The organism is Variovorax sp. V116, from assembly GCF_041154435.1.
GTDB classification, from domain to species: Bacteria; Pseudomonadota; Gammaproteobacteria; order Burkholderiales; family Burkholderiaceae_C; genus Variovorax; species Variovorax paradoxus.
Genome location: NZ_AP028661.1, coordinates 1,370,707 through 1,393,468 on the forward strand (window position 1 = coordinate 1,370,707; position 22,762 = coordinate 1,393,468).

The 22,762-nt window shown below is 67.5% G+C and carries 24 protein-coding genes; 12 read left to right on the top strand and 12 right to left on the bottom strand.

Features of this window, described 5'->3' with window-relative positions; translation table 11 throughout:
- Positions 1-3 precede the first annotated feature (3 nt).
- From paaD to ACAM58_RS06365, 7 genes are all read right to left on the bottom strand, one after another.
- Positions 4-537, bottom strand: coding sequence for a 1,2-phenylacetyl-CoA epoxidase subunit PaaD (paaD, locus tag ACAM58_RS06335; RefSeq protein ID WP_041945450.1), 534 nt, complete (start codon positions 535-537; stop codon positions 4-6).
- On the bottom strand, positions 531-1,310 hold the full coding sequence (gene paaC, locus ACAM58_RS06340; RefSeq protein WP_012746382.1) for a 1,2-phenylacetyl-CoA epoxidase subunit PaaC: 780 nt from the start codon (positions 1,308-1,310) through the stop codon (positions 531-533). Before paaC ends, paaD begins: the two co-directional genes overlap by 7 nt.
- 8 nt (positions 1,311-1,318) lie before the next feature.
- On the bottom strand, positions 1,319-1,615 hold the full coding sequence (paaB, locus tag ACAM58_RS06345; protein ID WP_012746383.1) for a 1,2-phenylacetyl-CoA epoxidase subunit PaaB: 297 nt from the start codon (positions 1,613-1,615) through the stop codon (positions 1,319-1,321).
- Positions 1,612-2,625, bottom strand: a complete 1,014-nt coding sequence (gene paaA / locus ACAM58_RS06350; protein WP_012746384.1) for a 1,2-phenylacetyl-CoA epoxidase subunit PaaA — start codon at positions 2,623-2,625, stop codon at positions 1,612-1,614. The genes paaB and paaA overlap by 4 nt, the downstream gene beginning before the upstream one ends.
- 41 nt (positions 2,626-2,666) lie before the next feature.
- On the bottom strand, positions 2,667-3,977 hold the full coding sequence (gene paaK / locus ACAM58_RS06355) for a phenylacetate--CoA ligase PaaK (protein WP_012746385.1): 1,311 nt from the start codon (positions 3,975-3,977) through the stop codon (positions 2,667-2,669).
- 14 nt (positions 3,978-3,991) lie between these two features.
- A complete protein-coding gene (gene paaI, locus ACAM58_RS06360) occupies positions 3,992-4,435 on the bottom strand; it encodes a hydroxyphenylacetyl-CoA thioesterase PaaI (RefSeq protein WP_012746386.1) in 444 nt (147 codons plus the stop codon).
- Between the two features lie 363 nt (positions 4,436-4,798).
- Entirely contained in the window at positions 4,799-5,602 is an 804-nt protein-coding gene (locus tag ACAM58_RS06365) for an enoyl-CoA hydratase-related protein (protein WP_012746387.1), read from the bottom strand.
- A 127-nt stretch (positions 5,603-5,729) separates the two neighbouring features.
- Between ACAM58_RS06365 and ACAM58_RS06370 the strand changes: the two genes are divergently transcribed.
- Positions 5,730-6,332: a phenylacetic acid degradation protein PaaY gene (locus ACAM58_RS06370; protein WP_012746388.1), complete on the top strand. Its 603-nt coding sequence runs from the start codon at positions 5,730-5,732 to the stop codon at positions 6,330-6,332.
- A gap of 64 nt (positions 6,333-6,396) precedes the next feature.
- On the top strand, positions 6,397-7,032 hold the full coding sequence (locus tag ACAM58_RS06375; protein ID WP_012746389.1) for a TetR/AcrR family transcriptional regulator: 636 nt from the start codon (positions 6,397-6,399) through the stop codon (positions 7,030-7,032).
- Here the strand turns inward: ACAM58_RS06375 and ACAM58_RS06380 are convergent.
- The 4 genes from ACAM58_RS06380 to ACAM58_RS06395 all read right to left on the bottom strand — a co-directional run bounded on the left by ACAM58_RS06380 (position 7,016) and on the right by ACAM58_RS06395 (position 11,204).
- Positions 7,016-8,053, bottom strand: coding sequence for a VWA domain-containing protein (locus ACAM58_RS06380; protein WP_012746390.1), 1,038 nt, complete (start codon positions 8,051-8,053; stop codon positions 7,016-7,018). The genes ACAM58_RS06375 and ACAM58_RS06380 overlap by 17 nt on opposite strands.
- On the bottom strand, positions 8,050-9,039 hold the full coding sequence (locus tag ACAM58_RS06385; protein ID WP_012746391.1) for a DUF58 domain-containing protein: 990 nt from the start codon (positions 9,037-9,039) through the stop codon (positions 8,050-8,052). Before ACAM58_RS06385 ends, ACAM58_RS06380 begins: the two co-directional genes overlap by 4 nt.
- A gap of 108 nt (positions 9,040-9,147) precedes the next feature.
- On the bottom strand, positions 9,148-10,161 hold the full coding sequence (locus tag ACAM58_RS06390) for a MoxR family ATPase (protein WP_012746392.1): 1,014 nt from the start codon (positions 10,159-10,161) through the stop codon (positions 9,148-9,150).
- A 50-nt stretch (positions 10,162-10,211) separates the two neighbouring features.
- Positions 10,212-11,204, bottom strand: a complete 993-nt coding sequence (locus ACAM58_RS06395; RefSeq protein ID WP_012746393.1) for a S1C family serine protease — start codon at positions 11,202-11,204, stop codon at positions 10,212-10,214.
- Positions 11,205-11,295: 91 nt separating this feature from the next.
- Here ACAM58_RS06395 and ACAM58_RS06400 point away from each other — a divergent pair, with 91 nt between their 5' ends.
- The 7 genes from ACAM58_RS06400 (at position 11,296) to ACAM58_RS06430 (ending at position 18,007) form a co-directional block, all read left to right on the top strand.
- On the top strand, positions 11,296-12,156 hold the full coding sequence (locus ACAM58_RS06400; protein ID WP_062362993.1) for a TatD family hydrolase: 861 nt from the start codon (positions 11,296-11,298) through the stop codon (positions 12,154-12,156).
- A 130-nt stretch (positions 12,157-12,286) separates the two neighbouring features.
- Positions 12,287-12,703 carry a hypothetical protein gene (locus ACAM58_RS06405; protein WP_018906470.1) on the top strand — a complete coding sequence of 139 codons (417 nt, stop codon included), beginning with the start codon at positions 12,287-12,289 and terminating at the stop codon, positions 12,701-12,703.
- A gap of 78 nt (positions 12,704-12,781) precedes the next feature.
- Positions 12,782-13,309 carry a DNA-deoxyinosine glycosylase gene (locus ACAM58_RS06410; RefSeq protein WP_012746396.1) on the top strand — a complete coding sequence of 176 codons (528 nt, stop codon included), beginning with the start codon at positions 12,782-12,784 and terminating at the stop codon, positions 13,307-13,309.
- Positions 13,309-14,091, top strand: a complete 783-nt coding sequence (locus ACAM58_RS06415; RefSeq protein ID WP_012746397.1) for a hypothetical protein — start codon at positions 13,309-13,311, stop codon at positions 14,089-14,091. The genes ACAM58_RS06410 and ACAM58_RS06415 overlap by 1 nt, the downstream gene beginning before the upstream one ends.
- On the top strand, positions 14,088-15,875 hold the full coding sequence (locus ACAM58_RS06420) for a GspE/PulE family protein (RefSeq protein ID WP_012746398.1): 1,788 nt from the start codon (positions 14,088-14,090) through the stop codon (positions 15,873-15,875). Before ACAM58_RS06415 ends, ACAM58_RS06420 begins: the two co-directional genes overlap by 4 nt.
- A 116-nt stretch (positions 15,876-15,991) precedes the next feature.
- The gene (locus tag ACAM58_RS06425) at positions 15,992-16,480 is read left to right on the top strand and encodes a tripartite tricarboxylate transporter TctB family protein (RefSeq protein ID WP_012746399.1); all 489 of its coding nucleotides are present in this window, start codon (positions 15,992-15,994) and stop codon (positions 16,478-16,480) included.
- Between the two features lie 15 nt (positions 16,481-16,495).
- Entirely contained in the window at positions 16,496-18,007 is a 1,512-nt protein-coding gene (locus ACAM58_RS06430; RefSeq protein WP_012746400.1) for a tripartite tricarboxylate transporter permease, read from the top strand.
- Positions 18,008-18,144: 137 nt separating this feature from the next.
- Here the strand turns inward: ACAM58_RS06430 and ACAM58_RS06435 are convergent, their stop codons facing one another.
- Positions 18,145-19,071, bottom strand: coding sequence for a LysR substrate-binding domain-containing protein (locus ACAM58_RS06435; RefSeq protein ID WP_028254269.1), 927 nt, complete (start codon positions 19,069-19,071; stop codon positions 18,145-18,147).
- A gap of 97 nt (positions 19,072-19,168) precedes the next feature.
- Between ACAM58_RS06435 and ACAM58_RS06440 the strand changes: the two genes are divergently transcribed.
- Genes ACAM58_RS06440 through ACAM58_RS06450 form a run of 3 tightly spaced genes read left to right on the top strand, consistent with a single transcriptional unit; the run spans position 19,169 to position 22,743 of the window.
- Complete coding sequence (locus ACAM58_RS06440) at positions 19,169-20,143, top strand: tripartite tricarboxylate transporter substrate-binding protein (RefSeq protein WP_028254270.1); 975 nt, start codon at positions 19,169-19,171, stop codon at positions 20,141-20,143.
- 14 nt (positions 20,144-20,157) lie between these two features.
- Positions 20,158-21,771, top strand: a complete 1,614-nt coding sequence (locus tag ACAM58_RS06445) for a gamma-glutamyltransferase (protein ID WP_028254271.1) — start codon at positions 20,158-20,160, stop codon at positions 21,769-21,771.
- 21 nt (positions 21,772-21,792) lie between these two features.
- Positions 21,793-22,743, top strand: a complete 951-nt coding sequence (locus ACAM58_RS06450) for a DMT family transporter (RefSeq protein ID WP_369664274.1) — start codon at positions 21,793-21,795, stop codon at positions 22,741-22,743.
- Positions 22,744-22,762: the final 19 nt, after the last annotated feature.

Consider the following 22,762-nt stretch of genomic DNA (forward strand, 5'->3'; position numbering starts at 1 on the left):
CGCTCAGATCGGCTTGAAGTGTTCGAAGGGTTCGCGGCAGGCGAGGCAGCGGTAGAGCGCCTTGCATGCGGTGGAGCCGAAGGCGGAGAGGCGTTCGGTGCGCTCGCTCGCGCAGCGCGGGCAGGCAATGCGTTCGCCGCCGGCGATGCGGCCGAAGAGGCGGATGGGCATGGCGGTGCCGGCTGCAGCTTCGGGCGTGAGGTGGGCCGGCGGCGCGATGCCGTAGGCCTTGAGCCTGGCGCGGCCTTCTTCGCTGATCCAGTCGCTGCTCCAGGCGGGCGCGCGGCGCAGCGTGGCGCGTGCGCGGCCGAGGCCCGCCTTTTCGATGGCGGCCAGCACGTCGTGCTCGATGGCCTCGGTCGCAGGGCAGCCCGAGTAGGTCGGCGTGAGCACGATCTCCAGCCCGTCCTCATGTTCGATCACCTCGCGCACGATGCCCAGGTCGCAGACCGACACGGCCGGCACCTCGGGGTCGAGCACGGTGTGCAGCACGGCCCAGGCCGCGTCGATGCGCGATGCAATGGCGGTGCTCACCACACGCCTCCGGGATAGCTGCGCTGCAGGTGCTGCATCTCGGCCAGGATGTAGCCCATGTGCTCGCTGTGCACGCCCTGCTTGCCGGTGCTGCGGAAGGCAGTCTCCTGCGGCATGGCGAGCCCGGCGGCGTCGAGCACCTGCTGCATCTCGGCAAGCCACGGCTCGTGCAGTTCGCTCCATGCGGGGCCGAGGCCGCTTGCGCTGGCTTGCGCATCGACCGCATCGCTCTCGAACAGCTCGGGCATGTAGAGCCAGAGCTGCTTCAGCGCCTTTTCCGTGCGGCGGCGCGATTCGTCGGTGCCGTCGCCGAGCCGCACGACCCAGTCGCCGGAATGCTGCTGGTGGTAGCGCGCTTCCTTCACGGCCTTGCCGGCGATGGCGGCCACTTCGGCATCGCTCGATGCGGCAAGGCGTTGCCACAGCAGCTTGAGCAGCGTGGCGACCATGGTGTTACGCACCACGGCAAAGGCAAAGTCGCCGCGCGGCAGCTCGACCAGCGTGAGGTTGAAGTAGTCGCGCTCGTCGCGCAGGTAGGCGAGCTGGTCTTCGTCATGTTCGCGGCCTTCGCCTTCGAGCTTGCCGGCGTGCGTGAGCAGTGCGCGGGCCTGGCCGACGAGGTCGAGCGCGATGTTGGCCATCGCGATGTCTTCTTCCAGCACGGGCGCATGGCCGCACCATTCGCCGAGGCGCTGCGCGAGCACGAGGCAGGTGTCGCCTATGCGCAGCAGGTATTGCACGGCGGGGGTGCGGTTCAGTTCTATGGATGCTTGCATGGCGCCGCTCACATGTGGTCCACGGACTTGGGCAACTTGTAGAAGGTCGGATGCCGGTACACCTTGTCCTCCGCCGGATCGAAGAACATGTCCTTGTCCCCCGGGTCGCTCGCCACGATCTGGTCCGAGCGCACCACCCAGATGCTGCTGCCTTCCTGGCGGCGCGTGTAGACGTCGCGCGCCATCTGGATCGCCATCTTCGGATCGGCCGCGTGCAGGCTGCCGCAATGCTTGTGGTCGAGACCGGCCTTGCTGCGCACGAACACTTCCCACAAGGGCCACTCTTGCTGGATATCGGCGCTCATGCGGCCTCCTTCATCGGTTGCTTGTTGGCGTAGGCCATCGCGGCTTCGCGCACCCACGCGCCTTCTTCCCAGGCATCGACGCGGGCCTGCAGGCGTTCGCGGTTGCAGGGACCGTCGCCGCCGATCACGCGCCAGAACTCGCTCCAGTCGATGGCGCCGAAGTCGTGCGCCTGGCGCTCTTCGTTCCACTTGAGGTCGGGGTCGGGCAGGGTCACGCCGAGGATGCGCGCCTGCTCGACGGCGGCGTCGATGAACTTCTGGCGCAGCTCGTCATTGCTGAAGCGCTTGATGCCCCAGCGCATCGACTGCGCGCTGTTGGGCGACTGGTCGTCCGGCGGGCCGAACATCATGACCGAGGGCCACCACCAGCGGTTGACCGCGTCCTGCACCATCGCCTTCTGCGCCGCGGTGCCGTGCGTCATCATCGTCAGCAGGGCTTCGTAGCCCTGGCGCTGGTGGAAGCTCTCCTCGCGGCAGATGCGGATCATGGCGCGCGCATACGGTGCGTAGGAGCAGCGGCAGATCGGCACCTGGTTCATGATGGCCGCGCCATCGACCAGCCAGCCGATGGTGCCCATGTCGGCCCAGGTGAGCGTGGGGTAGTTGAAGATCGAGCTGTACTTGGCCTTACCGCTGTGCAGCGCGTCGAACATCTGGTCGCGCGAGGTGCCCAGCGTTTCGGCGGCCGCGTACAGGTACAGCCCGTGGCCGCCTTCGTCCTGCACCTTGGCCAGCAGGATGGCCTTGCGCTTGAGCGTGGGCGCGCGGCCGATCCAGTTGCCTTCGGGCAGCATGCCGACGATCTCCGAATGCGCATGCTGGCTGATCTGGCGCACCAGCGTCTTGCGGTAGTGCTCGGGCATCCAGTCCTTCGCCTCGATGAAGTCGCCGGCATCGATGTGCGCGTCGAAGCGCTCCTCGAGCCGCATTTCCTCGGCGGAGCGCACGGCTTTCTTCTGCTTGCCGTCGCCTGCGTCCTTGCCCATGGTGTCCATTGCCTGGGTGTACATGTGCGTGTCCTTTCTGTGCGGTGTGTGGGCGCGCGGGCGGCTCAGCGCGGGCGCGTGTCGATCACGCGGCGGGCCTTGCCGGTCTGCGTGCGTTCCATTTCGTCGGGGCCGTGCACGACCACGCGGGTGGAGATGCCGATGAGCGTCTTCACGCGGTGCTGCACCCAGTCGGAGATGGCGTTGCGGTCGGCCGCGGCGGCCTCGTGCGGTGTGAGTTCGCAGTGCACCTCGACCTGGTCGAGCAGGCCTTCGCGGCTCACGCGCACCTGGTACAGGCCGGTGAGCGCGCTGTGCGCGAGCACGATCTCTTCGACCTGCGTGGGAAAGACGTTGACGCCGCGGATGATCATCATGTCGTCGCTGCGCCCGACGATCTTGCCCATGCGGCGGAACGAACGCGAGGTGGGCGGCAACAGGCGCGTGAGGTCGCGCGTGCGGTAGCGCACGATCGGCATGGCCTCCTTGCTGAGCGAGGTGAAGACCAGCTCGCCTTCCTCGCCGTCGGCCTTGAGCTCGCCGGTGTCGGGGTCGATGATCTCGGGATAGAAGTGGTCTTCCCAGATCACGGGGCCATCCTTGCTCTCGACGCATTCGCTGGCCACGCCCGGGCCCATCACTTCGGACAGGCCGTAGATGTCGACCGCATCGAGGCCGGCCTTGGCTTCGATGTCGCGGCGCATGGCCTCGGTCCACGGCTCGGCGCCGAAGATGCCGATCCGGAGCGAGCTGTCCTTGGCATCGAGGCCCTGGCGCTCGAACTGCTCGATGATCACCTGCATGTAGCTGGGCGTGACCATGATGATGTCGGGCTTGAAGTCCTGAATGAGTTGCACCTGCTTCTCGGTCTGGCCGCCCGACATCGGGATGACGGTGCAGCCCGCGCGCTCGGCGCCGTAGTGCGCGCCAAGGCCGCCGGTGAAGAGGCCGTAGCCGTACGACACGTGCACCATGTCGCCGGCACGGCCACCCGCGGCGCGGATGGAGCGCGCGACCAGGTCGGCCCAGGTGTCGATGTCCTTCAGCGTGTAGCCGACCACGGTCGGCTTGCCGGTGGTGCCCGACGAGGCATGGATGCGCGCCACCTGCGCGCGCGGCACGGCGAACATGCCGAAGGGGTAGTTGTCGCGCAGGTCGGTCTTCACCGTGAACGGAAACTTCGAGAGGTCGGCGAGCGACTTCAGGTCATGAGGGTGCACGCCCTTGGCATCGAAGGCCCGGCGGTAGTGCGGCACGTGGTCGTAGGCGCGCTGCAGCGTGGCGCGCAGGCGCTGGATCTGCAGCGCGGTGATCTCGTCGCGGCTCGCGGTTTCGATGGGCTCGAGCTCGCCGGGGGCAGGGTGTCTGGCTGTCATGGGCTTGTGTCTCCTCAGGCGGCAACGGCGGGGCGGCCCTTGGCGGTGTAGGAACGGCCGCGGAACATGGCGACGCGCTCGCCGCGCTGGTTGGTGATCTCGGTGTCGTACACGCCGGTGCGGCCGGCCTTCGACACTTCGAAGCAGCGTGCGGTGAGCACGTCGCCTTCGCGTGCCGGTGCGATGAAGTCGATCGAGAAGCCCGAGGCCACCGTGAGCTCGTTGTACGAGTTGCAGGCGAAGGCAAAGGTGGAATCAGCCAGCGTGGCCATGAAGCCGCCGTGGCAGATGGCGTGGCCATTGAGCATGTCGGTGCGCACGCGCATCTCGAGGGTGGCCTGGCCAGGGCCGACCTCGACGATGCGCATGCCGAGGCCCTTGGAGGCGTTGTCGTTCGCGAACATGCCGTCGCGGACGTACTCGGCGGTTTGCTGGGGGGTGCGGGTGGTGTCGGTCATTCTTGGGTTCCGCTTGTGCCGGGCTTTGTCTCCGGGGCTTCGGGGCGCTGTTGTTCGGGGCGCGTGCACAGGCCACCGGGTACTCCCCTCCGCGAATGTCCCCCGGCTTCGCCTCCTCCTTTATTTCGCTGCGGGGAGCACCCGATGCCCTGTGCACGATGGGCGCTGCCGTGGTGCTGGCCGATCAACGACTGCTCCGCATAACGCTTCCGCTGATGGGGTGCCTTGCGCAGCGAAATCAAGGGGGAGGCCGCAGGCCGGAGGACATTCGCGGAGCAAGGTACCCCGTCGGCGGGAGCGCGCCCCGAACGGCAGCGCCCTGAATGACCCTCGCCGCGATGAATAGAAAAACAAGGCTTCATCTCAGCGGTCCTTGAACACTGGCGCGCGCTTGGCGCGGAAGGCCTCGACGCCCTCGCGGTAGTCGCCACCATTGCCCATCTCGCGTTGGATGCGCGCTTCTTCGGCCAGCGCTGCATCGAGGTCCAGGCCCTGTGCCGCCGCCATGGCCTGGCGCGTGGCGACCAGGGCGCGGGTCGGCATGGTGGCCAGCTTCGAGGCGAGCGCGGCGGCCGTTTCGGGCAGTGCCGCGTCGTCCACGCACTGCCAGATCAGGCCGATGCGCGCGGCCTCCTCGGCCGGCAGCTTGTCGCCCAGCATCGCCATGCCCAGCGCGCGCGCCGAGCCCACGAGCCGCGGCAGCAGCCAGGTGCCGCCGGTGTCGGGCACGAGGCCGATCCTGGTGAAGGCCTGGATGAAGCTGGCCGAGCGGCCGGCCACGACAAGGTCGCAGCACAGCGCGATGTTGGCGCCCGCGCCGGCGGCCACGCCGTTGACGGCGGCGACCACGGGCACCGGCATCGAGCGCAGGCGCGCGACGAGCGGGGCGTAGTAAGCGGAGATGACGTGGCCCAGGTCCTTGGGCGCGGCACCGGGCGCGGGGTCGGGCGCGACCGAGGGATCGGCCAGGTCCTGCCCGGCGCAGAAGGCGCGGCCCGCACCCGTGAGCAGCAGGCAGCGCACCTGCGGATCGCCGGCCGCAAGGTCCAGCGCCGCCATCAGTTCGCCATGCATTTCGGTCGTGAAGCTGTTGAGCGCCGCGGGGCGATTGAGGCTCAGCGTGCGAACGGCACCGGCATCGCTGGTGAGAACTAAAGGTTCTGGCATGGGCTTGTCTCTGATCCTTAAACACTATTGACCGACCGTCCGGTAGATTTTAAGATCGAGCTCGATGCCAGCACAAGCGGGTGGCTTCAGGGCAAACCCTGAGCCCGCAACAAAGGAGACCGATCGAATGCCCAGCTACTCCATCGACGGCGTGATTCCCGTCGTCGACCCGACGGCTTATGTGCACCCCAGCGCCGTGCTGATCGGCGACGTGATCGTCGGGCCCGGCTGCTATGTCGGCCCCTGCGCCAGCCTGCGCGGCGATTTCGGCCGCATCGTGCTGCAGGAGGGCTCCAACGTGCAGGACCACTGCTGCATCCACGGTTTTCCGGACCAGGACACGGTGGTCGAGGTCAACGGCCACATCGGCCACGGCGCGATCCTGCACAGCTGCATCGTGCGGCGCGATGCGCTGGTGGGCATGAATGCGGTGGTGATGGACGAGGCCGAGATCGGCGAGCAGGCCATCGTGGCGGCCTGCGCCTTCGTGCCGGCCGGCATGAAGGTGCCGGCGCGCTCGCTGGTGGCGGGCATTCCGGCCAAGGTGAAGAAGATGCTGAGCGAGGAAGAAATCGCCTGGAAGCTCGAAGGCACGCAGACCTACCAGGCGCTCACCGTGCGCAGCCTGGCCAGCCTGCGCGAGGTCGCGCCGCTGCAGCAGACGGAACCCGGCCGCCCGCGCCTGCCCGCCACCGAGGTGCGCTCGCTGATCGCGACGCGGCGCGGCTAGCTTCGTGCAAGATCGCGGGTTGCCCGCAACAACTGCCAATCAATCAAGGAAGAAAGAAGACCCGATGCCGCGTGGAAGATCCGCCACCTATGACGACCAGCGCGAGTTCATCCTTGCGCAGGCCGCCCAGCTGTTCGCGCGCCGCGGCTATCCCGCCACCTCGATGAACCAGGTGGCCGAGGCCTGCAATCTCTCGAAGGCCACGCTCTACCACTACTACAAGGACAAGAGCAGCCTCCTGATCAGCATCGCCGAGACGCATGTGTCCAAGCTCGCCGCGCTGGTGGCCGAGGAAGAGGCCTCGACTCACACTGACGAGGAGCGCCTGCGCCGCTTCATCTACCGCATCGTCGAGGAATACGCCGGCGCACAGGACGCCCACCGCGTGCTGACCGACGACGTGCGCTTTCTGGAAGAAGAAGACCGCGAGCGCGTGCTGAACCAGGAGCGCGAAGTGGTGGCGGGGTTTGCGCGTGCCGTGTCGGCCTTGCGGCCGGGCGCGCCGAGCGACGACCTCGCCAAGCCGCTGACCATGCTGCTGTTCGGCATGATCAACTGGATGTTCACCTGGATGAAGCCCGGCGGCCGGCTCGACCATGCGTCCATTGCGCCGATCGTGGCCGACCTGTTCCTGGGCGGCATCGGCGCGGTGAAGTCGCCGCCAGCACCCCAGCTGGATTCCGTCAAAGAATCCGGTTGAACCAGAGCAGTGAGAGCCCCGCCGACGCCAGCGTGAGGATGGCTGCGCCCAGCGCAAAGAGCGCCGAGATCTCGGTTTCCTTCTTCTCGACCGTGAGCCGCGAGCTCAGCGTTTCGTAGACCTTCTTCAGGTCGGCGGCGGTGCCGGCGTAGAAGTATTCGGCCTGCGTCTTGTTGGCCACGGCCTTGAGCGTTTCCTCGTCGAGCCGCACGCGCATCGACCAGCCCTCGAAGCCGATGGTCTCGCCATCGACCGTGCCCACGCCCACCGTGTAGATGCGCACGCCGCGGTCGGCTGCGGCCTTGGCGGCATCGAGCGGATCGACGCCGGTGGTGCGCTGGCCGTCGGTCAGCATGATGACGGCGGCCGAGGTGTAGGAGCCCGGCGCCACCGGTGTGAACTCCTTGGCCTGCTTTTCCGCCTGGTCGATCGGCGTGCCGCGCTGGCGGCTGGGCGCGCTGAATTGCGAGACGTCGATGCCTGCATCGGGGAACAAGGTGGCGAGCGACACCACGATCGCATTGCCCGTGGCGGTGGCGCGCTGCAGCTGGAAGCTGTCGATCGCGGTGATCAGGTCGTCGTGGTTGGTGGTGGGCAGCTGCGCCACCTGCGCGCTGCCCGCGAAGGCCACGATGCCCACCTTGACATGGCGCGGCAGGTCCTTGATGAAGCTCTTGGCCGCCTCTTGCGCCGCGACCAGCCGGTTGGGCAGCACGTCGGCCGCGCGCATGCTGCCCGACACGTCCATCGCCAGGATGATGGTCTGCTGGTTCGACGGCAGCATCACCACCGCCATCGGGCGCGCGGCGGCCACCAGCATCGCGGCCATGGCCAGCAGGAACAGGAACGGCGGAATGTGCCGGCGCACGCTCTGGCCGGCGCCCATGGCCTCGCGCACGATCGACAGGCTCGCATAGCGCATCGCGAGCTTCTTCTTGCGGCGGATCAGCCAGATGTAGAGCAACACCAGCAGCGGCAGGGCCGCCAGCAACCAGAGGAATTGAGGCCAGAGAAATGTCATGCTGCCACCGCCTTCATGCTGCCCGGGCCGATGCGCATGCGGCGCTTGCGCAGGTCGGCGAAACGAACGATGGCTTCCACCAGGTCGTCGCTGGTCGAAAGCTCCAGTGCGTCGACACCCGCTTTCGATAGCGAGGCGCGCAGCGTGGCCTCGCGCTCGGCGGCCAGCCGCGCGAAGCGCTTGCGGAAGCCGGCGTCGTGCGTGTCGACCCAGAGCTGCTCGCCGGTTTCCGCGTCGCGCAGCGGCACCAGGCCGAGGTCGGGCAGCTCGAGTTCGAGCGGGTCGAACAGGCGCACGGCAATGACTTCATGCCGCTGCACCAGCTGGCCGAGCGGGCGTTCCCAGCCGGGCTCGCTCAGGAAGTCGGACACCACGAACACGGTGGAGCGGCGCGGCATCAGCGTGGCGGCCGATTTCAGCAGGTCGGCCAGGCGCGTCATGCCTTTTTGCGCGGGCGCGGCCTCGGCCTTGCCGGCGCGGCGCTCCATCGCATGCAGCAGGTGCAGCACGTGGCGGCGGCCGCTGCGCGGCGGAATCACCGCCTCGAGGTCGGTGCCGTAGACCAGTGCGCCCACCCGGTTGCCGTGGCGCGTGAGCAGGCGCGCGAGCACGCCGACGAAGCCGGCGGAGATTTCGCGCTTGGCCTTGAGGCCGGAGCCGAAGTCGACCGAGCGGCTCAGGTCGAGCACGAACCAGGCCGCCATCTCGCGGTCTTCGGTGAAGACGCGCACATGCGGCGTCTGCAGGCGGGCGGTGACGTTCCAGTCGATGTGGCGCACGTCGTCGTGGTGCTGGTATTCGCGCAGGTCGGCCAGGTCGAGCCCGGTGCCGCGCATCAGCGTGCGGTAGTCGCCCTGCAGCAGGCCATCGAGGCGGCGGATCACGGTCCATTCGAGCCGGCGCAGCGCGCGTTCCGTTCCACCGGCCTCGGCGATGAGCCGTTCGTCGTTCGCGGCCGCAGGGGCCTTACGCCACCAGCTTTTCATAGGAAGCCGGGGAACACCGCGGAACCGGCTTTGCCGGGCCGCCGGTGTTGCCCCCTTGAGGGGGGAGTCGAGCTACACGAAGTGAGCGAGGGACGGGGGTGGGTCATTTCAGGCCACCAGCTTTTCATGTTCGAGCGGTTTGGGAGGAGCGGGAACGGCCTTCATGATCTTCTCGACCAGGCCGTCGGGTGTGAGGCCTTCGGACAAGCCTTCGTAGGAAAGCGTCACGCGGTGGCGCAGCACGTCGGGCACCAGCGCGGTCATGTCCTCGGGCAGGGCGTAGCTGCGGCCGCGCAGCAGCGCGAGTGCGCGTGCGCCTTCGGTCAGGCTGATGCTCGCGCGCGGGCTCGCGCCGAAGGTGATGAAGCGGCGCATGTCCTTCAGGCCGTGCTTGTCGGGCGTGCGCGTGGCCGACACCAGCTTGACCGCGTACTGGATGAGCGAGGGATCGACGTACACGCGCCGCGCCTCGGCCTGCAGGGTGGCGAGCTGCTCGGTGGTCGCCACCGGATTGACCTCGACCAGCGAGCCGATCACGCGCTGGACGATGACGAACTCTTCCTCGTCGCTCGGGTAGTCGACCAGCACCTTCATCATGAAGCGGTCGACCTGCGCCTCGGGCAGCGGATAGGTACCCTCGGTTTCGATGGGGTTCTGCGTGGCCATCACCAGGAAGGGGCGCGGCACCTTGTGCGTCTCGCCGGCAATGGTGACCTGGCGCTCCTGCATCACTTCGAGCAGCGCGCTCTGCACCTTGGCCGGCGCGCGGTTGATTTCGTCGGCCAGAAGCAGGTTGGCGAACACCGGGCCCAGCGAGGTGCTGAACTCGCCGGTCTTCTGGTTGTAGATGCGCGTGCCCACCAGGTCGGCCGGCACGAGGTCGGGCGTGAACTGGATGCGCTTGAACTGTCCGCGCACGGTGTCGGCCAGCGTCTTGATGGTGAGCGTCTTCGCAAGGCCCGGCACGCCCTCGACCAGCAGGTGCCCGCCCGCGAGCATGGCCACCATCACGCGCTCCAGGAAGCGGTCCTGGCCCACCACCACGCGCTTGACCTCGTAGAGGATCTGCTCCATCAGCTCGGCCGTGGCGGGAGAGGTGGAAAAGGGGTTCTCTGTGCTCATGCGGGGCCTCTCGGTAAACAACAATCGAAAGCGTCGGGGGATGTTCCTGGCTAGAACGGCGGCGAGCCCGCGGCCGAGGCCGCGTTCTCTATGGGCACCGCAAAGCCGATGCCGATGAAGGTGCGCTGCTGCGTGGGGTTGAGGATGGCGGTGACGATGCCCAGCACCTCGCCGTCCATGTTGATCAGCGGGCCGCCCGAGTTTCCGGGGTTGGCAGCGGCGTCGAACTGGATCAGGTTGCCCAGTTCCTGCTTGCCTTCGGGCGAGCGGAACGAGCGCTTCAGGCCCGACACCACGCCGGCCGACACCGAGGGGCCGATGCCGAACGGAAAGCCGACCGCGGCCACCTGGTCGCCGGGCTGCAGGTCTGCGGTCGAGCGCATGACGGCGGGAATCAGGTCGTCGGGGATCTTCTGGGCCTGCAGCACCGCGAGGTCGTTCTCGGGCTGCACGCCGGTGATGGTGGCCACGGCCTCGAGTCCGTCGGAGAAGGTGACCTTGATGGTCTCGGCGCCGGCCACGACGTGCAGGTTGGTGAGGATCACGCCCTTGTCGACGATGACCACCCCGGTGCCCACGCCGCGCTCGACCTCGCCCGGAGGCGCATCGGCTTCGGGCGGCTTGCCCTTGGCCATGTTGCGGCCGCGCTTCTGGGTCTTGGCCTCGGGCGTGGCCTTCTCGGGGCCGTAGCCGACCACCCGCACCACCGAGGGCCGCACGATCTCGGCGGCCTTTGCGGCGGGCGAGGGCAGCGTGTGGGTCTGCAGCGTGCGCAGCACGGCCGAATCGATGTCTTTCTGCGTCAGCGCCTTGCCCTGCCGGGGCCACCAGGTGGCGCCGCCTGCAACCAGCGCGGCGCACAGCACCAGCAGGAATGCGAAGCTGCGCCGGCCCGGCTGCCAGCCGGCCTTCGCGTGCGGCGGGGGTGGCGCGCCATTGCCTGCTGCGCCCTCGGGCGACGGCACGGCAGCCTCTTGGGCCGCGGAATCGGCCGCTTGAGGCAGCGTGCGGGGCGAACGGCTGTAGAAAGCGGGCCTGCGCATCGGGGCACCTCCGGCAAGGGATGACGGGTCAGTAGGGAGTCACAGTAGCACGCTTTCTTCTGCCTTGCATCCCTTCGGGCATCATCTGGCCATGGCTGTTTTTGTCGATACCCACTGCCACCTCGATGCGCCCGAATTCGGTGCGGAAATGCCGCTCGTGCGTGCACGGGCCGCCGAAAGGGGCGTGGTGCTGTGCGTCATTCCCGCGGTGGCGGTCTTCAACTTTGCGACCGTGCGCGAGCTCGCGCGGGTGCAGGGCGACGCCTATGCGCTGGGCATCCACCCGCTGTGCACCGGCAATGCAGAGGAGGCCGACCTGGAGGCACTCGATGCCGAGCTTGCCGCGCACCGCGGCGATCCGCGGCTGGTTGCGGTCGGCGAGATCGGCCTCGACTACTTCGTGGAAGGGCTGGACAGCGACAAGCAACAGCACTTCTTTCACACTCAGTTGCAACTCGCGCGCAAATACGATCTGCCGGTGCTCATCCACGTGCGCCGCTCGGTCGACAAGGTGCTCAAGCACCTGCGGCAGACCGCGGCCGGCCGGCCGTGGCAGGGCATTGCCCATGCGTTCAACGGCAGCGAGCAGCAGGCCGCGTCCTGCATCGGGATCGGCCTGAAGCTGGGCTTCGGCGGCGCCGTGACCTTCGACCGCGCATTGCAGCTGCGGCGGCTGGCGGCCACGCTGCCGCTCGAATCGATGGTGATGGAAACCGATGCACCCGACATCCAGCCGCATTGGCTCTACCGCACCCAGGCGCAGCGCGCGGCCGGCGAAGCGCAGGGCCGCAACGAGCCAGGCGAGCTGCCGCGCATCGCCGAAGTGGTGGCGCGGCTGCGCGGCATCGGCATCAATGAACTGGCCGAAGCCACCACCCGCAATGCGCTCGCGGCGCTGCCGCGGCTCGAAGGCCTCCTGTCCTTGTCGGAAGGCCGGCCGCACACCGCGTAGGCCGACATCCCGTCTTGCGATGGCGCAACGAAGCCTGCGGGTTTGCTGTCATCCTCGGTGCTCGAAGCGGCGTTTCTTGTCCAGTGGCAAGTTCGTCACTCCAGCATCTCATCCCAAAAGGAGCTTTCGCATGAACACATCTTTCATCCGCACCGTGCCTGTCGTGCTCGCCCTCGCGCTGGCCTCCATCGGCGTGTCCGCCGTGGCCCAGACCACCGCCGCTCCGGCCACCGCAGCGCCGGCGCCAGCCACCGCGGAGCCCAGCACCACCGAGAAGGTGAAGGAAGCCGGCAAGGACGCGGTCGATGCCACCAAGCGCACGACCAAGAAGGCCGTGAACGCCACCGAGCGCGGCACCAAGAAGGCCTGGAACGCGACCAAGCGCACCACCAAGAAGGCCACCAATGCCACCAAGAGCGTGGCTGCCAAGACCGGCGACGCCGTTGAAACCGCCGGCCACAAGACGGCCGACGGCATGCGCAGCGCCGGCAAGGCGATCGGCGAGAAGGTGCCCGGCACCGCCGAGAACGAAGCCGCCAAGAAGTAATCGGAATTCGCCTTTAGAAAAACCCGCTTCGGCGGGTTTTTTCATGGGCGGGCGACAGTGCCAAGATAGAGCCTGTCCATGAACCCACCCAACGCATCCGACACCGGCAGCCCCGTGCTCACGGGCCTGGCCCCCATCGTCTCTCCCGCCACCGTCGTACTGATCCTGGGCAGCTTCCCGGGCGTGCGCTCGCTCGAACTGCAGCAGTACTATGCGCATCCGCAAAATCAGTTCTGGAAAATCTTGCAAGCCGTTTGGCCCCACCATCCGCTCCCCATGGGCGCAGACAGCTATCCCGAGAAGAAAAAGTGGCTGCTCGAGCGCGGCCTGGGCGTGTGGGACGTGTACGCGGCCTGCGAGCGCGAGGGCAGCCTCGACTCCGCCATCCGCGCGCCCGTGGCCAACGACATCGCGGGCCTGCACCTGCCCCGGCTCGCGGCCATTGCGCACAACGGCGGCGAGAGCTTCAAGCATGCGCGCCACACGCGCACCCTCGGGGTGCCGGTCTACCAGCTGCCTTCCACCAGCCCCGCCAACGCGTCGTGGAGCTTCGAGCGCAAGCTCGAAGCCTGGCGCAAGGTCTTCGACGCCCACCACCTTCTTTGATGGCCACGAGCAAAACTCCCGTTCTCCCCGAAGTCAACTTTTCCGATTGGGGCGACATCCGCTACCTGCACCTGGGCACCGAATGGGTCCAGGGCTCGATGAAGCTCGACGCGCCGTTCGAGATCGAGCTCGAATACGTGCAGCGCATGATGGCCTGGCTGCTGTTCGCCGACCCCAAGAGCGTGGCCAGCCGCCATGCCATGCAGCTGGGCCTCGGCGCGGCCACGCTCACCAAGTTCTGCCGCAAGACGCTGCGCATGCGCACCACCGCGGTGGAACTGAATCCGCAGGTGGTGTCGGCCTGCCGCGGCTGGTTCAAGCTGCCGGCCGACGACCCGAAGCTGCGCGTGGTCATTGCCGATGCCGCGCAGGAGATCCGCAAGCCCGAATGGCAGGGCACGGTCGATGCGCTGCAGGTCGACCTCTACGACCATGAAGCCGCCGCGCCGGTGCTCGACAGCGAAGACTTCTACGCCGACTGCCGCGCGCTGCTCACCGAGGACGGCTGCATGACGGTCAATCTCTTCGGCCGCTCGTCGAGCTACGAGCGCAGCCTCGAGAAAATCGCCGGTGCATTCGGCGCCGATGCGGTCTGGGCCTTCAAGCCGACGCGCGAAGGCAACACGGTGGTGCTGGCGCAGCGCGCACCCAGCCGGCCCAAGCGCGAAGCCCTTGCCGAGCGCGCCCAAACGATCCAGACTCGATGGGCCCTGCCCGCGCCCAAATGGCTGCGCGTGTTCAAACCGCTGAATCCCACCCTCACCCGACCGTCCGGCCCATGAGCGCTGTTTCCGCCCCCGCATCCCTGGCCGCCCGCCACGAAGGCCCGCTCGACCTGCGCCGCCTGATCGAATGGCTCGCCGCCGACGGCGTGATTTCTCCGGTGGAAGCCAAGCGCACCATCGCGCGCTGCGCCCAGGCCGAGAGCCGGCAGGCGCCGCTGGTGCGGCTGGCCAACGTGGCCATGACGCGCGAGAGCGACGGCAAGCCGCTCGACCTCGAAATGCTCACGCAGTGGCTCTCCGGCCGCGCCGGGCTTGCCTACCTGCGCATCGATCCGCTCAAGGTCGACGTGGGCAAGGTCGCCGACACCATGAGCGCGGCCTACGCCGAGCGCCACAAGGTGCTGCCGGTGCAGGTGCTGCCCAACGAGGTGGTGGTGGCCACGGCCGAACCCTTCCTGACCGACTGGATCGCCGAGGTGGAACGCCAGTCGCGCCGCACCGTGCGCCGCGTGGTGGCCAACCCCACCGACATCCAGCGCTACACGGCCGAGTTCTTTGCGCTCGCCAAGTCGGTGCGCGCCGCGCAGAAGGCCGGCGGCAACACCGGCGGCGCGAGCTTCGAGCAGCTGGTGGAGCTGGGCAAGAGCACCAAGCAGCTCGACGCCAACGACCAGAGCGTGGTGCAGGTGGTCGACTGGCTCTGGCAATACGCCTTCGACCAGCGCGCGAGCGACATCCACCTGGAGCCGCGGCGCGAGCAGGGCGTGATCCGCTTTCGCATCGACGGCATCCTGCACCCGGCCTACCAGATGCCCATGGGCGTGATGAACGCGATGGTGTCGCGCATCAAGCTGCTGGGCCGCATGGACGTGGTCGAGAAGCGCCGCCCGCTCGATGGCCGCATCAAGACGCGCAACATGCGCGGCGACGAAGTCGAAATGCGCCTTTCCACCCTGCCGACCGCCTTCGGCGAGAAGATGGTGATGCGCATCTTCGACCCCGACACCGCGGTGAAGGACCTCGACGCGCTCGGCTTCGCGCAGCACGACGCGCAGCGCTGGGAACAGCTCGTCACGCGGCCCAATGGCATCATCCTGGTGACCGGGCCCACGGGCTCGGGCAAGACCACCACGCTGTACTCCACGCTCAAGCGCGTGGCCACCGAAGAGGTCAACGTGAGCACGGTGGAAGACCCGATCGAGATGATCGAGCCTTCGTTCAACCAGACGCAGGTGCAGCCGCAGCTCGATTTCGGTTTTACCGAAGGCCTGCGCGCGCTGATGCGGCAGGACCCGGACATCATCATGGTCGGCGAGATCCGCGACCTTGCCACGGCCGAGATGGCGGTGCAGGCCGCGCTCACCGGCCACCTGGTGTTCAGCACGCTGCACACCAACGACGCGCCAAGCGCCATCACGCGGCTGATGGAACTCGGCGTGCCTTCCTACCTCATCAACGCCGTGATGCTCGGCGTGCTGGCCCAGCGGCTGGTGCGCACGCTGTGCCCCAACTGCAAGCAGCCCGACGACACGGTCACGCGCGAGAAGCTCGAGACCATCGTCAAGCCCTGGCAGATCACCGGTTCGGTGCGCGCCTACAAGCCCGTGGGCTGCGTCGACTGCCGCATGACCGGCTACATGGGCCGCATGGGCCTGTACGAGCTGCTGAGCATCAGCGAGGACTTCAAGGCCCAGGTCACCAAGGAGCCCAACCTGGCCGGGCTGCGCCGCCAGGCCGTGATCGACGGCATGCGCCCGCTGCGCCTGGCCGGGGCGCTGCGCATCGCCGAAGGCGTCACCACCATCGAGGAAGTGCTGAGCGCGACGCCGCCGCTGGAGTGAAGCAGCGGCCGGGCCCCCGGGGTTATCCCTAGGCTTTCGGTTAGTGGAATCCACATCGAGCTGACCACCAGCTGACCAGACAATCTCGCATCGAAATTTGTTCGAGGAGACTGTTCGTGAAAATCAAGAGTCAGAAAGACTTTTTCTCGGGTCTGATGTTTACGGTCGTGGGCGTGGCGTTCGCATGGGGCGCCACCACCTACAGCGTAGGCAGCGGCGCCCGCATGGGGCCGGGTTATTTCCCGTTGATGCTGGGCATCCTGATGGCCGTCATCGGCCTGGGGATCATGTTCAGCGGCCTGACCGTCGAAACCACCGACGGCGAAAAGATCGGCAAGTGGGCCTGGAAGCAGGTCGTGTTCATCCTGGGCGCCAATCTCGCGTTCGGCATCCTGCTGGGCGGCCTGCCGAGCCTCGGCGTGCCGGCCATGGGAATGATCATCGCCATCTACGCGCTCGTGATCATCTCGAGCCTGGCGGGCCATGAGTTCAAGCTTCCCAGCGTGCTGATCCTGGCCACCGTGCTGGCCGTCGGCAGCTATGTCGCCTTCATCTGGGCGCTGAAGCTGCAGATCCAGGTCTGGCCGACCTTCATCACCGGTTGAGAAGAAAGCGCGCAAATGGAATTGTTTGAACACCTCTCGATGGGTTTTGGCGTTGCCTTTACCTTCACCAACCTGCTGTACTGCCTGGTCGGCTGCATCCTGGGCACCCTGATCGGCGTGCTGCCGGGCATCGGCCCGGTCGCGACCATCGCGATGCTGCTGCCCGCCACCTACGCGCTGCCGCCCGTGTCGGCGCTGATCATGCTGGCCGGCATCTACTACGGCGCGCAGTACGGCGGCTCGACCACCGCCATCCTCGTGAACCTGCCGGGCGAATCTTCGTCGGTGGTGACCGTGATCGACGGCTACCAGATGGCGCGCAAGGGCCGTGCGGGTCCGGCGCTGGCCGCGGCGGGCCTGGGCTCGTTCTTCGCGGGCTGCGTCGGCACGCTGATCCTGGCGGCCTTTGCGCCGCCGCTGACCGAGCTGGCCTTCAAGTTCGGCCCGGCCGAGTACTTCTCGCTGATGATCCTGGGCCTGATCGGCGCCGTGGTGCTGGCTTCGGGCTCGCTGCTCAAGGCCATCGCGATGATCGTTCTGGGCCTCTTGCTGGGCCTGGTCGGCACCGACGTGAATTCGGGCGTGGCGCGCTACAGCTTCGACGTTCCGGAACTGACCGACGGCATCGGCTTCGTGGCCATTGCCATGGGTGTGTTCGGCTACGGCGAAATCATTGCCAACCTTTCGCGCCCCGACGACGAGCGCGAAGTGTTCACCGCCAAGGTCTCGGGCCTGTTCCCGACCAAGGAAGACTTCAAGCGGATGATTCCCGCGGTGCTGCGCGGCACGGCGCTGGGCTCTTCGCTCGGCATCCTGCCCGGCGGCGGTGCGCTGCTGTCGGCTTTCGCGGCCTACACCATCGAGAAGAAGACCAAGCTGCATCCCGGCGAAGTGCCGTTCGGCAAGGGCAACATCCGCGGCGTGGCAGCTCCCGAGGCGGCCAACAACGCCGGTGCGCAGACCTCCTTCATCCCGCTGCTCACGCTGGGCATTCCGCCCAACGCGGTGATGGCGCTGATGGTGGGCGCAATGACGATCCACAACATCCAGCCCGGCCCGCAGGTGATGACCAGCAACCCCGAGCTGTTCTGGGGCCTGATCGCCTCGATGTGGCTGGGCAACGCGATGCTGATCATCCTGAACCTGCCGCTGATCGGCATGTGGATCAAGCTGCTGTCGGTGCCCTACAAGTTCCTGTTCCCGGCGATCGTGCTGTTCTGCGCCATCGGCGTGTACTCCACGAACAACAACACCTGGGACATCTGGATGGTCGGCATCTTCGGCTTCGTGGGCTACACCTTCTTCAAGCTGGGTTGCGAGCCTGCGCCGCTGCTGCTGGGCTTCATCCTCGGACCGATGATGGAAGAAAACCTGCGCCGCTCGCTGCTGCTGTCGCGCGGCGACTGGAGCGTGTTCGTCACGCGTCCGATCTCGCTCGGCCTGCTGCTTGCCGCTTTGCTGCTGCTCGTGATCGTGCTGCTGCCGGCGGTCAAGGCGAAGCGCGAAGAAGCCTTCGTCGAGGACTGAACGGCCCACCCCCGTCCCTCGCTCACTTCGTGTAGCTCGACTCCCCCCTCAAGGGGGCAACACCAGCGGCCCGGCATAGCCGGTTCCGCGGTGTTCCACGAAAAATACGGCGGCGCCTTCGGGCGCCGTTTTCTTTTTCAGGGCCTGGCAGCCCTTGGTGGTTTCATGTGCTGTCGTGCCATGGTGAGAAAAGCCATGGCCGCGGGATTGAGCGGATGCTTGGCCAGGCGGATGGCGACGACCGGGTATTCGAGCGCCGGGCGTGTCACCGCCACGGCGCGCAGGTTGCCGGGCATCAGCACCTCCACATAGCGCGGCAGGAGCGCCACACCCGCGCCCGCCTGGATCAGGCCGAAGGCTGTCGACAGCATCGACACATGGTGGACCACGCGCGGATACACATTCGCCATGCTCGACAGCTGGCGGCTCACGGCGCGCCACACGTTGGCGTCGGGGTTCACGTGGATGAAGGGCAGCGCCTCGAGCTGCCGGGCATCGACCACCACGCGCTGGGCCAGCGGATGGTCGTCGCGTACGAAGAGGGCCATGCGCTCGGTGAACAGCGGCTCGGTCGCCAGCTCCGAGTGCTTCTGGCCGATGTCCGAGCCAAAGCCCAGGTCGGCCTCCTGCGAGAGGATGCGCGAGATCATCTGCTCCGCGGTGCTGTCCAGCAGCGTGGTGGCCAGCGTGGGGTGCTTCTGCGAGAAGCGGCCGAGCATCGGCGGCAGCAGGGCGCCCGCCGTGAGGTGGCCCACGGCCAGCACCACGCGTCCTTCGCGCAGCTGCGACTGCGAGCGGCAGGCGCCCACCGATTCATCGATCATCCGCAGCGCCCGCACGGCGGTCTCGACCATCACTTGGCCCGCGCTCGTGAACTGGATACGGCGGCCGCGCACGATGAGCGGCTGTCCGAGCTGCTCTTCCATGCGCTTGACCAGGTGGCTGATGGCCGGCTGCGTCAGCTGCAGGCTTTCCGCTGCCAATGTGAAGCTGCCCGATTCGGCGACCGCCGCCAGCGCCCGCAGCTGCTGCAGCGAGACTTCCTCCGTGGCGTTCTTCGTCATAAGCAGCGCTCATAGTTGAATAAGCTCGATTATCTGGCTTGATGTGCGGCGGCTGCATAGCATGCGAGCTTTTCTCCACCGGGCCAGAATCAGCACCATGAAAAGAATCCAGTTCCTCCAAGCGGCCGCGGCGGCGCTTTGCGTGGCTGCATCGACGGCCAGCGTGGCCCAGGGCTATCCGAACAAGCCGGTGCGGCTGATCGTGCCGTTCCCGGCGGCCGGCGCAACCGACCTCTTCGCCCGCACGCTCGGGCAGAAGATGAGCGAAAAGCTCGGCACCTCGCTGATCATCGACAACAAGCCGGGCGCGGGCGGCGCCATCGGCTCCGACATGGCCGCGAAGGCGCCGGCCGACGGCTACACGCTGCTGCTGGCCACCACCAGCACCCACTCCATCGGGCCGGCCATCACCAGCAAGCTGCCCTATGACACGGTGCGCGACTTCACGCCCATCGCGCACGTGGGCGATGCGCCGAGCATCATGCTGGTGCCGGTCAACTCGCCCGCAAAGACCGTGCGCGAATGGATCGACCACGCAAAGAAGAACCCCGGCAAGCTCAACTACGCGTCCAGCGGCAACGGCACCATCGTGCAGCTCACTGCGGAGCTCTTCAAGGCGCAGGCCGGCGTGTTCGTGACCCACATTCCCTACAAGGGCACGGCGCTGGCCATTCCCGACCTGATCAGCGGCAAGGTCGACGTGCTGTTCGATTCGCTTCCCACCGGCATGCCGCACGTGCGCGACGGCCGGCTGCGCGCGCTGGGCGTCACCACGCTCAAGCGCAGCCCGCTCGCGCCTGAACTGCCGCCGATCGCCGACACGCTGCCGGGCTTCGAGTCGAACACCTGGTTCGGCTTCTACGGTCCCAAGGGCCTGCCGGCGGACATCGTGGCGCGCGTCAACAAGGCCGCGAACGAGGCGCTGGCCGATCCCGAGGTGAAGGAAAAACTGTCGCGCCTGGGCATCGAGCCTGCCGCCGCCGGAACGCCCGAGCAGTTCGCCAAAATGGTGGCGGCCGATGCCGCCAAGTGGAAAAAGATCGTGGTCGAGCGCAAGATCACCAACGAATAAGCGAGCACATTCCCATGAATTTCGACTTCGGCAACCCCTATCTCTCCACCCGCATTCCGATCTTCGCGCGCAACGTGGTGTCGACCTCGCACCCGCTCGCCTCGCAGGCGGGGCTGCGCATGCTGCAGCAGGGCGGCAATGCCGTCGATGCGGCCATTGCCACCGCGGCCGTGATGACGCTGGTCGAGCCCGTGAGCAACGGCCTGGGCAGCGACGCCTTCTGCATCCTGTGGGACGGCAAGGAACTGCACGGCCTCAACGCCTCGGGCCCCGCGCCCAAGGCCTGGACGCCCGACTACTTCAAGGCCAAGTACGGCGCCGACGCCGCCACGCCGCCGATGCGCGGCATCGATTCGGTCACCGTGCCGGGCGCGGTGCGCGGCTGGGTGGCGCTCTCCGACCGCTTCGGCAAGCTGCCTTTCGCCGACCTGCTGGCACCGGCCATCGACATCGCCGAGCGCGGCTACCTGGTGCCGCCGGTGGTGCAGCAGAAGTGGGCCGCGGCCACGCCGGTGCTGGCATCGGTGGCGGGCTTCGCGCAGACCTTCATGCCCTGGGGCCGCGCACCCGAAGTGGGCGAGCTGTTCCGCTTCACGGCCGCCGCGCGCGCGCTCAAGGCCATTGCCCGCACCAAGGGCGAGGCCTACTACAGCGGCGAGATTGCCGAGGCGCTTGCCAGGTTCTCGAAGGAGCAGGGCGGCTCGCTCACGGTGGCCGACCTCTCGGCCTACCAGCCCGAATGGGTCAAGCCGATCTCGCGCGACTACCGCGGCCACACGCTGCACGAGATTCCGCCCAACGGGCAGGGCATTGCGGCGCTGATCGCGCTCGGCATCTTGGAAAAGTTCGACATCGCCTCGCTGCCGGTCGACTCGGTCGCTTCGCAGCACCTGCAGATCGAGGCGATGAAGCTCGCCTTCGCCGACGTCTACCGCTATGTGTCGGAGCCATCGTCGATGACGGTGACACCCGCGCAAATGCTCGATGACTCCTACCTCGCATCGCGTGCGAGACTCATCGACGTGAAAAAGGCACAGGACTTCAAGGCCGGCAACCCCGTCAAGGGCGGCACCATCTACCTCACGGCGGCCGACGAGAGCGGCATGATGGTGAGCTTCATCCAGAGCAACTACATGGGCTTCGGCTCGGGCTGCGTGGAGCCCGAGTTCGGCATCAGCCTGCAGAACCGCGGCCACGGCTTCAGCCTCAAGGCCGAGAGCCCGAACGTCGTGGCGCCGGGCAAGCGGCCGTTCCACACCATCATCCCGGCCTTCCTCACCAAGGACGGCCAGCCGGTGATGAGCTTCGGCGTGATGGGCGGCAACATGCAGCCGCAAGGCCACATGCAGACGCTGGTGCGCATGCTCGACTACAAGCAGAACCCGCAGGCCGCCTGCGATGCGCCGCGCTGGCGCTTCAACGCGGGGCTCGAGATCAACGTCGAGGCCGCAATGAACCCGGCCACGGTGCAGGGCCTGCGCGAGCTTGGCCACCACCTGGACGTGATCGACGACTCCTACCAGGACTTCGGCGCCGGCCAGTTCATCTGGCGCGCGGGCGATCCGTCGGTCGAAGGCTACGTGGCCGCCAGCGATCCGCGCCGCGATGGCCTGGCGGCGGGCTTTTGACGGCTACGCGATGATCGGGGAATGACCAAGTCCGCCGTACAGACCGGCATTCCCTCTTCTTCAGCCAGCGGCGCAAGGAGCCTTGCGCCCGGCCTCATCCTCGCCTCGCTCGGCGCGGTCGCGTTCAGCGGCAAGGCCATCATCGTCAAGCTGGCCTACCGCTACGGCGTGGATGCGATCACGCTGATCATGCTGCGCATGCTGTTCGCGCTGCCGCTGTTCGCACTGATGGCGTGGTGGGCCGGCCGCGGCAAGCCCGCGCTCACCTTGCGCGACTGGTTCGGCGTGGCCGGGCTCGGCTTCTCGGGCTACTACCTGGCGAGCTTTCTCGACTTTGCCGGGCTCGCCTACATCTCGGCCAGCTTCGAGCGGCTCATTCTCTATCTCAACCCCACGCTGGTGCTGCTGTTCGGCTGGCTCCTGTACCGGCGGCGCGCCACGCGGCCGCAGGTGCTCGGCATGATCGTGAGCTATGCCGGCGTGCTGCTCGTGTTCGGGCACGAGCTCTGGATCGGCGGCGGCGGCAAGGGCGGCGGCGCGGCGGCCTGGGGCACCTTCCTCGTGTTCCTGAGCGCCGTGAGCTATGCGGCCTACCTTGTCTACAGCGGCGAATTCGTCAAGCGCCTGGGCTCGCTGCGGCTCGTGGGGCTGGCCACCACCGTGGCCTGCCTGCTGTGCATCCTGCAGTTCGTGCTGACGCGGCCGATGAGCGCCGCAATGCAGGTGGCGCCCGAGGTCATCTGGCTGTCGGTGCTCAACGCCACGCTGTGCACGGCGGTGCCTGTCCTCATGGTCATGATGGCCATCGAGCGCATCGGCCCGGCCATGGCCGCGCAAACCGGCATGATCGGGCCGCTGTCGACCATCCTCATGGGCGTGGTCATACTCGGCGAGCCGTTCACCGCGTGGATCGCGGCCGGCACGGTGCTCGTGATTGCGGGCATCTTCGTTTTCACACGCACGGGGCGCTAGCGCTCCTGCAGTCAAGGAG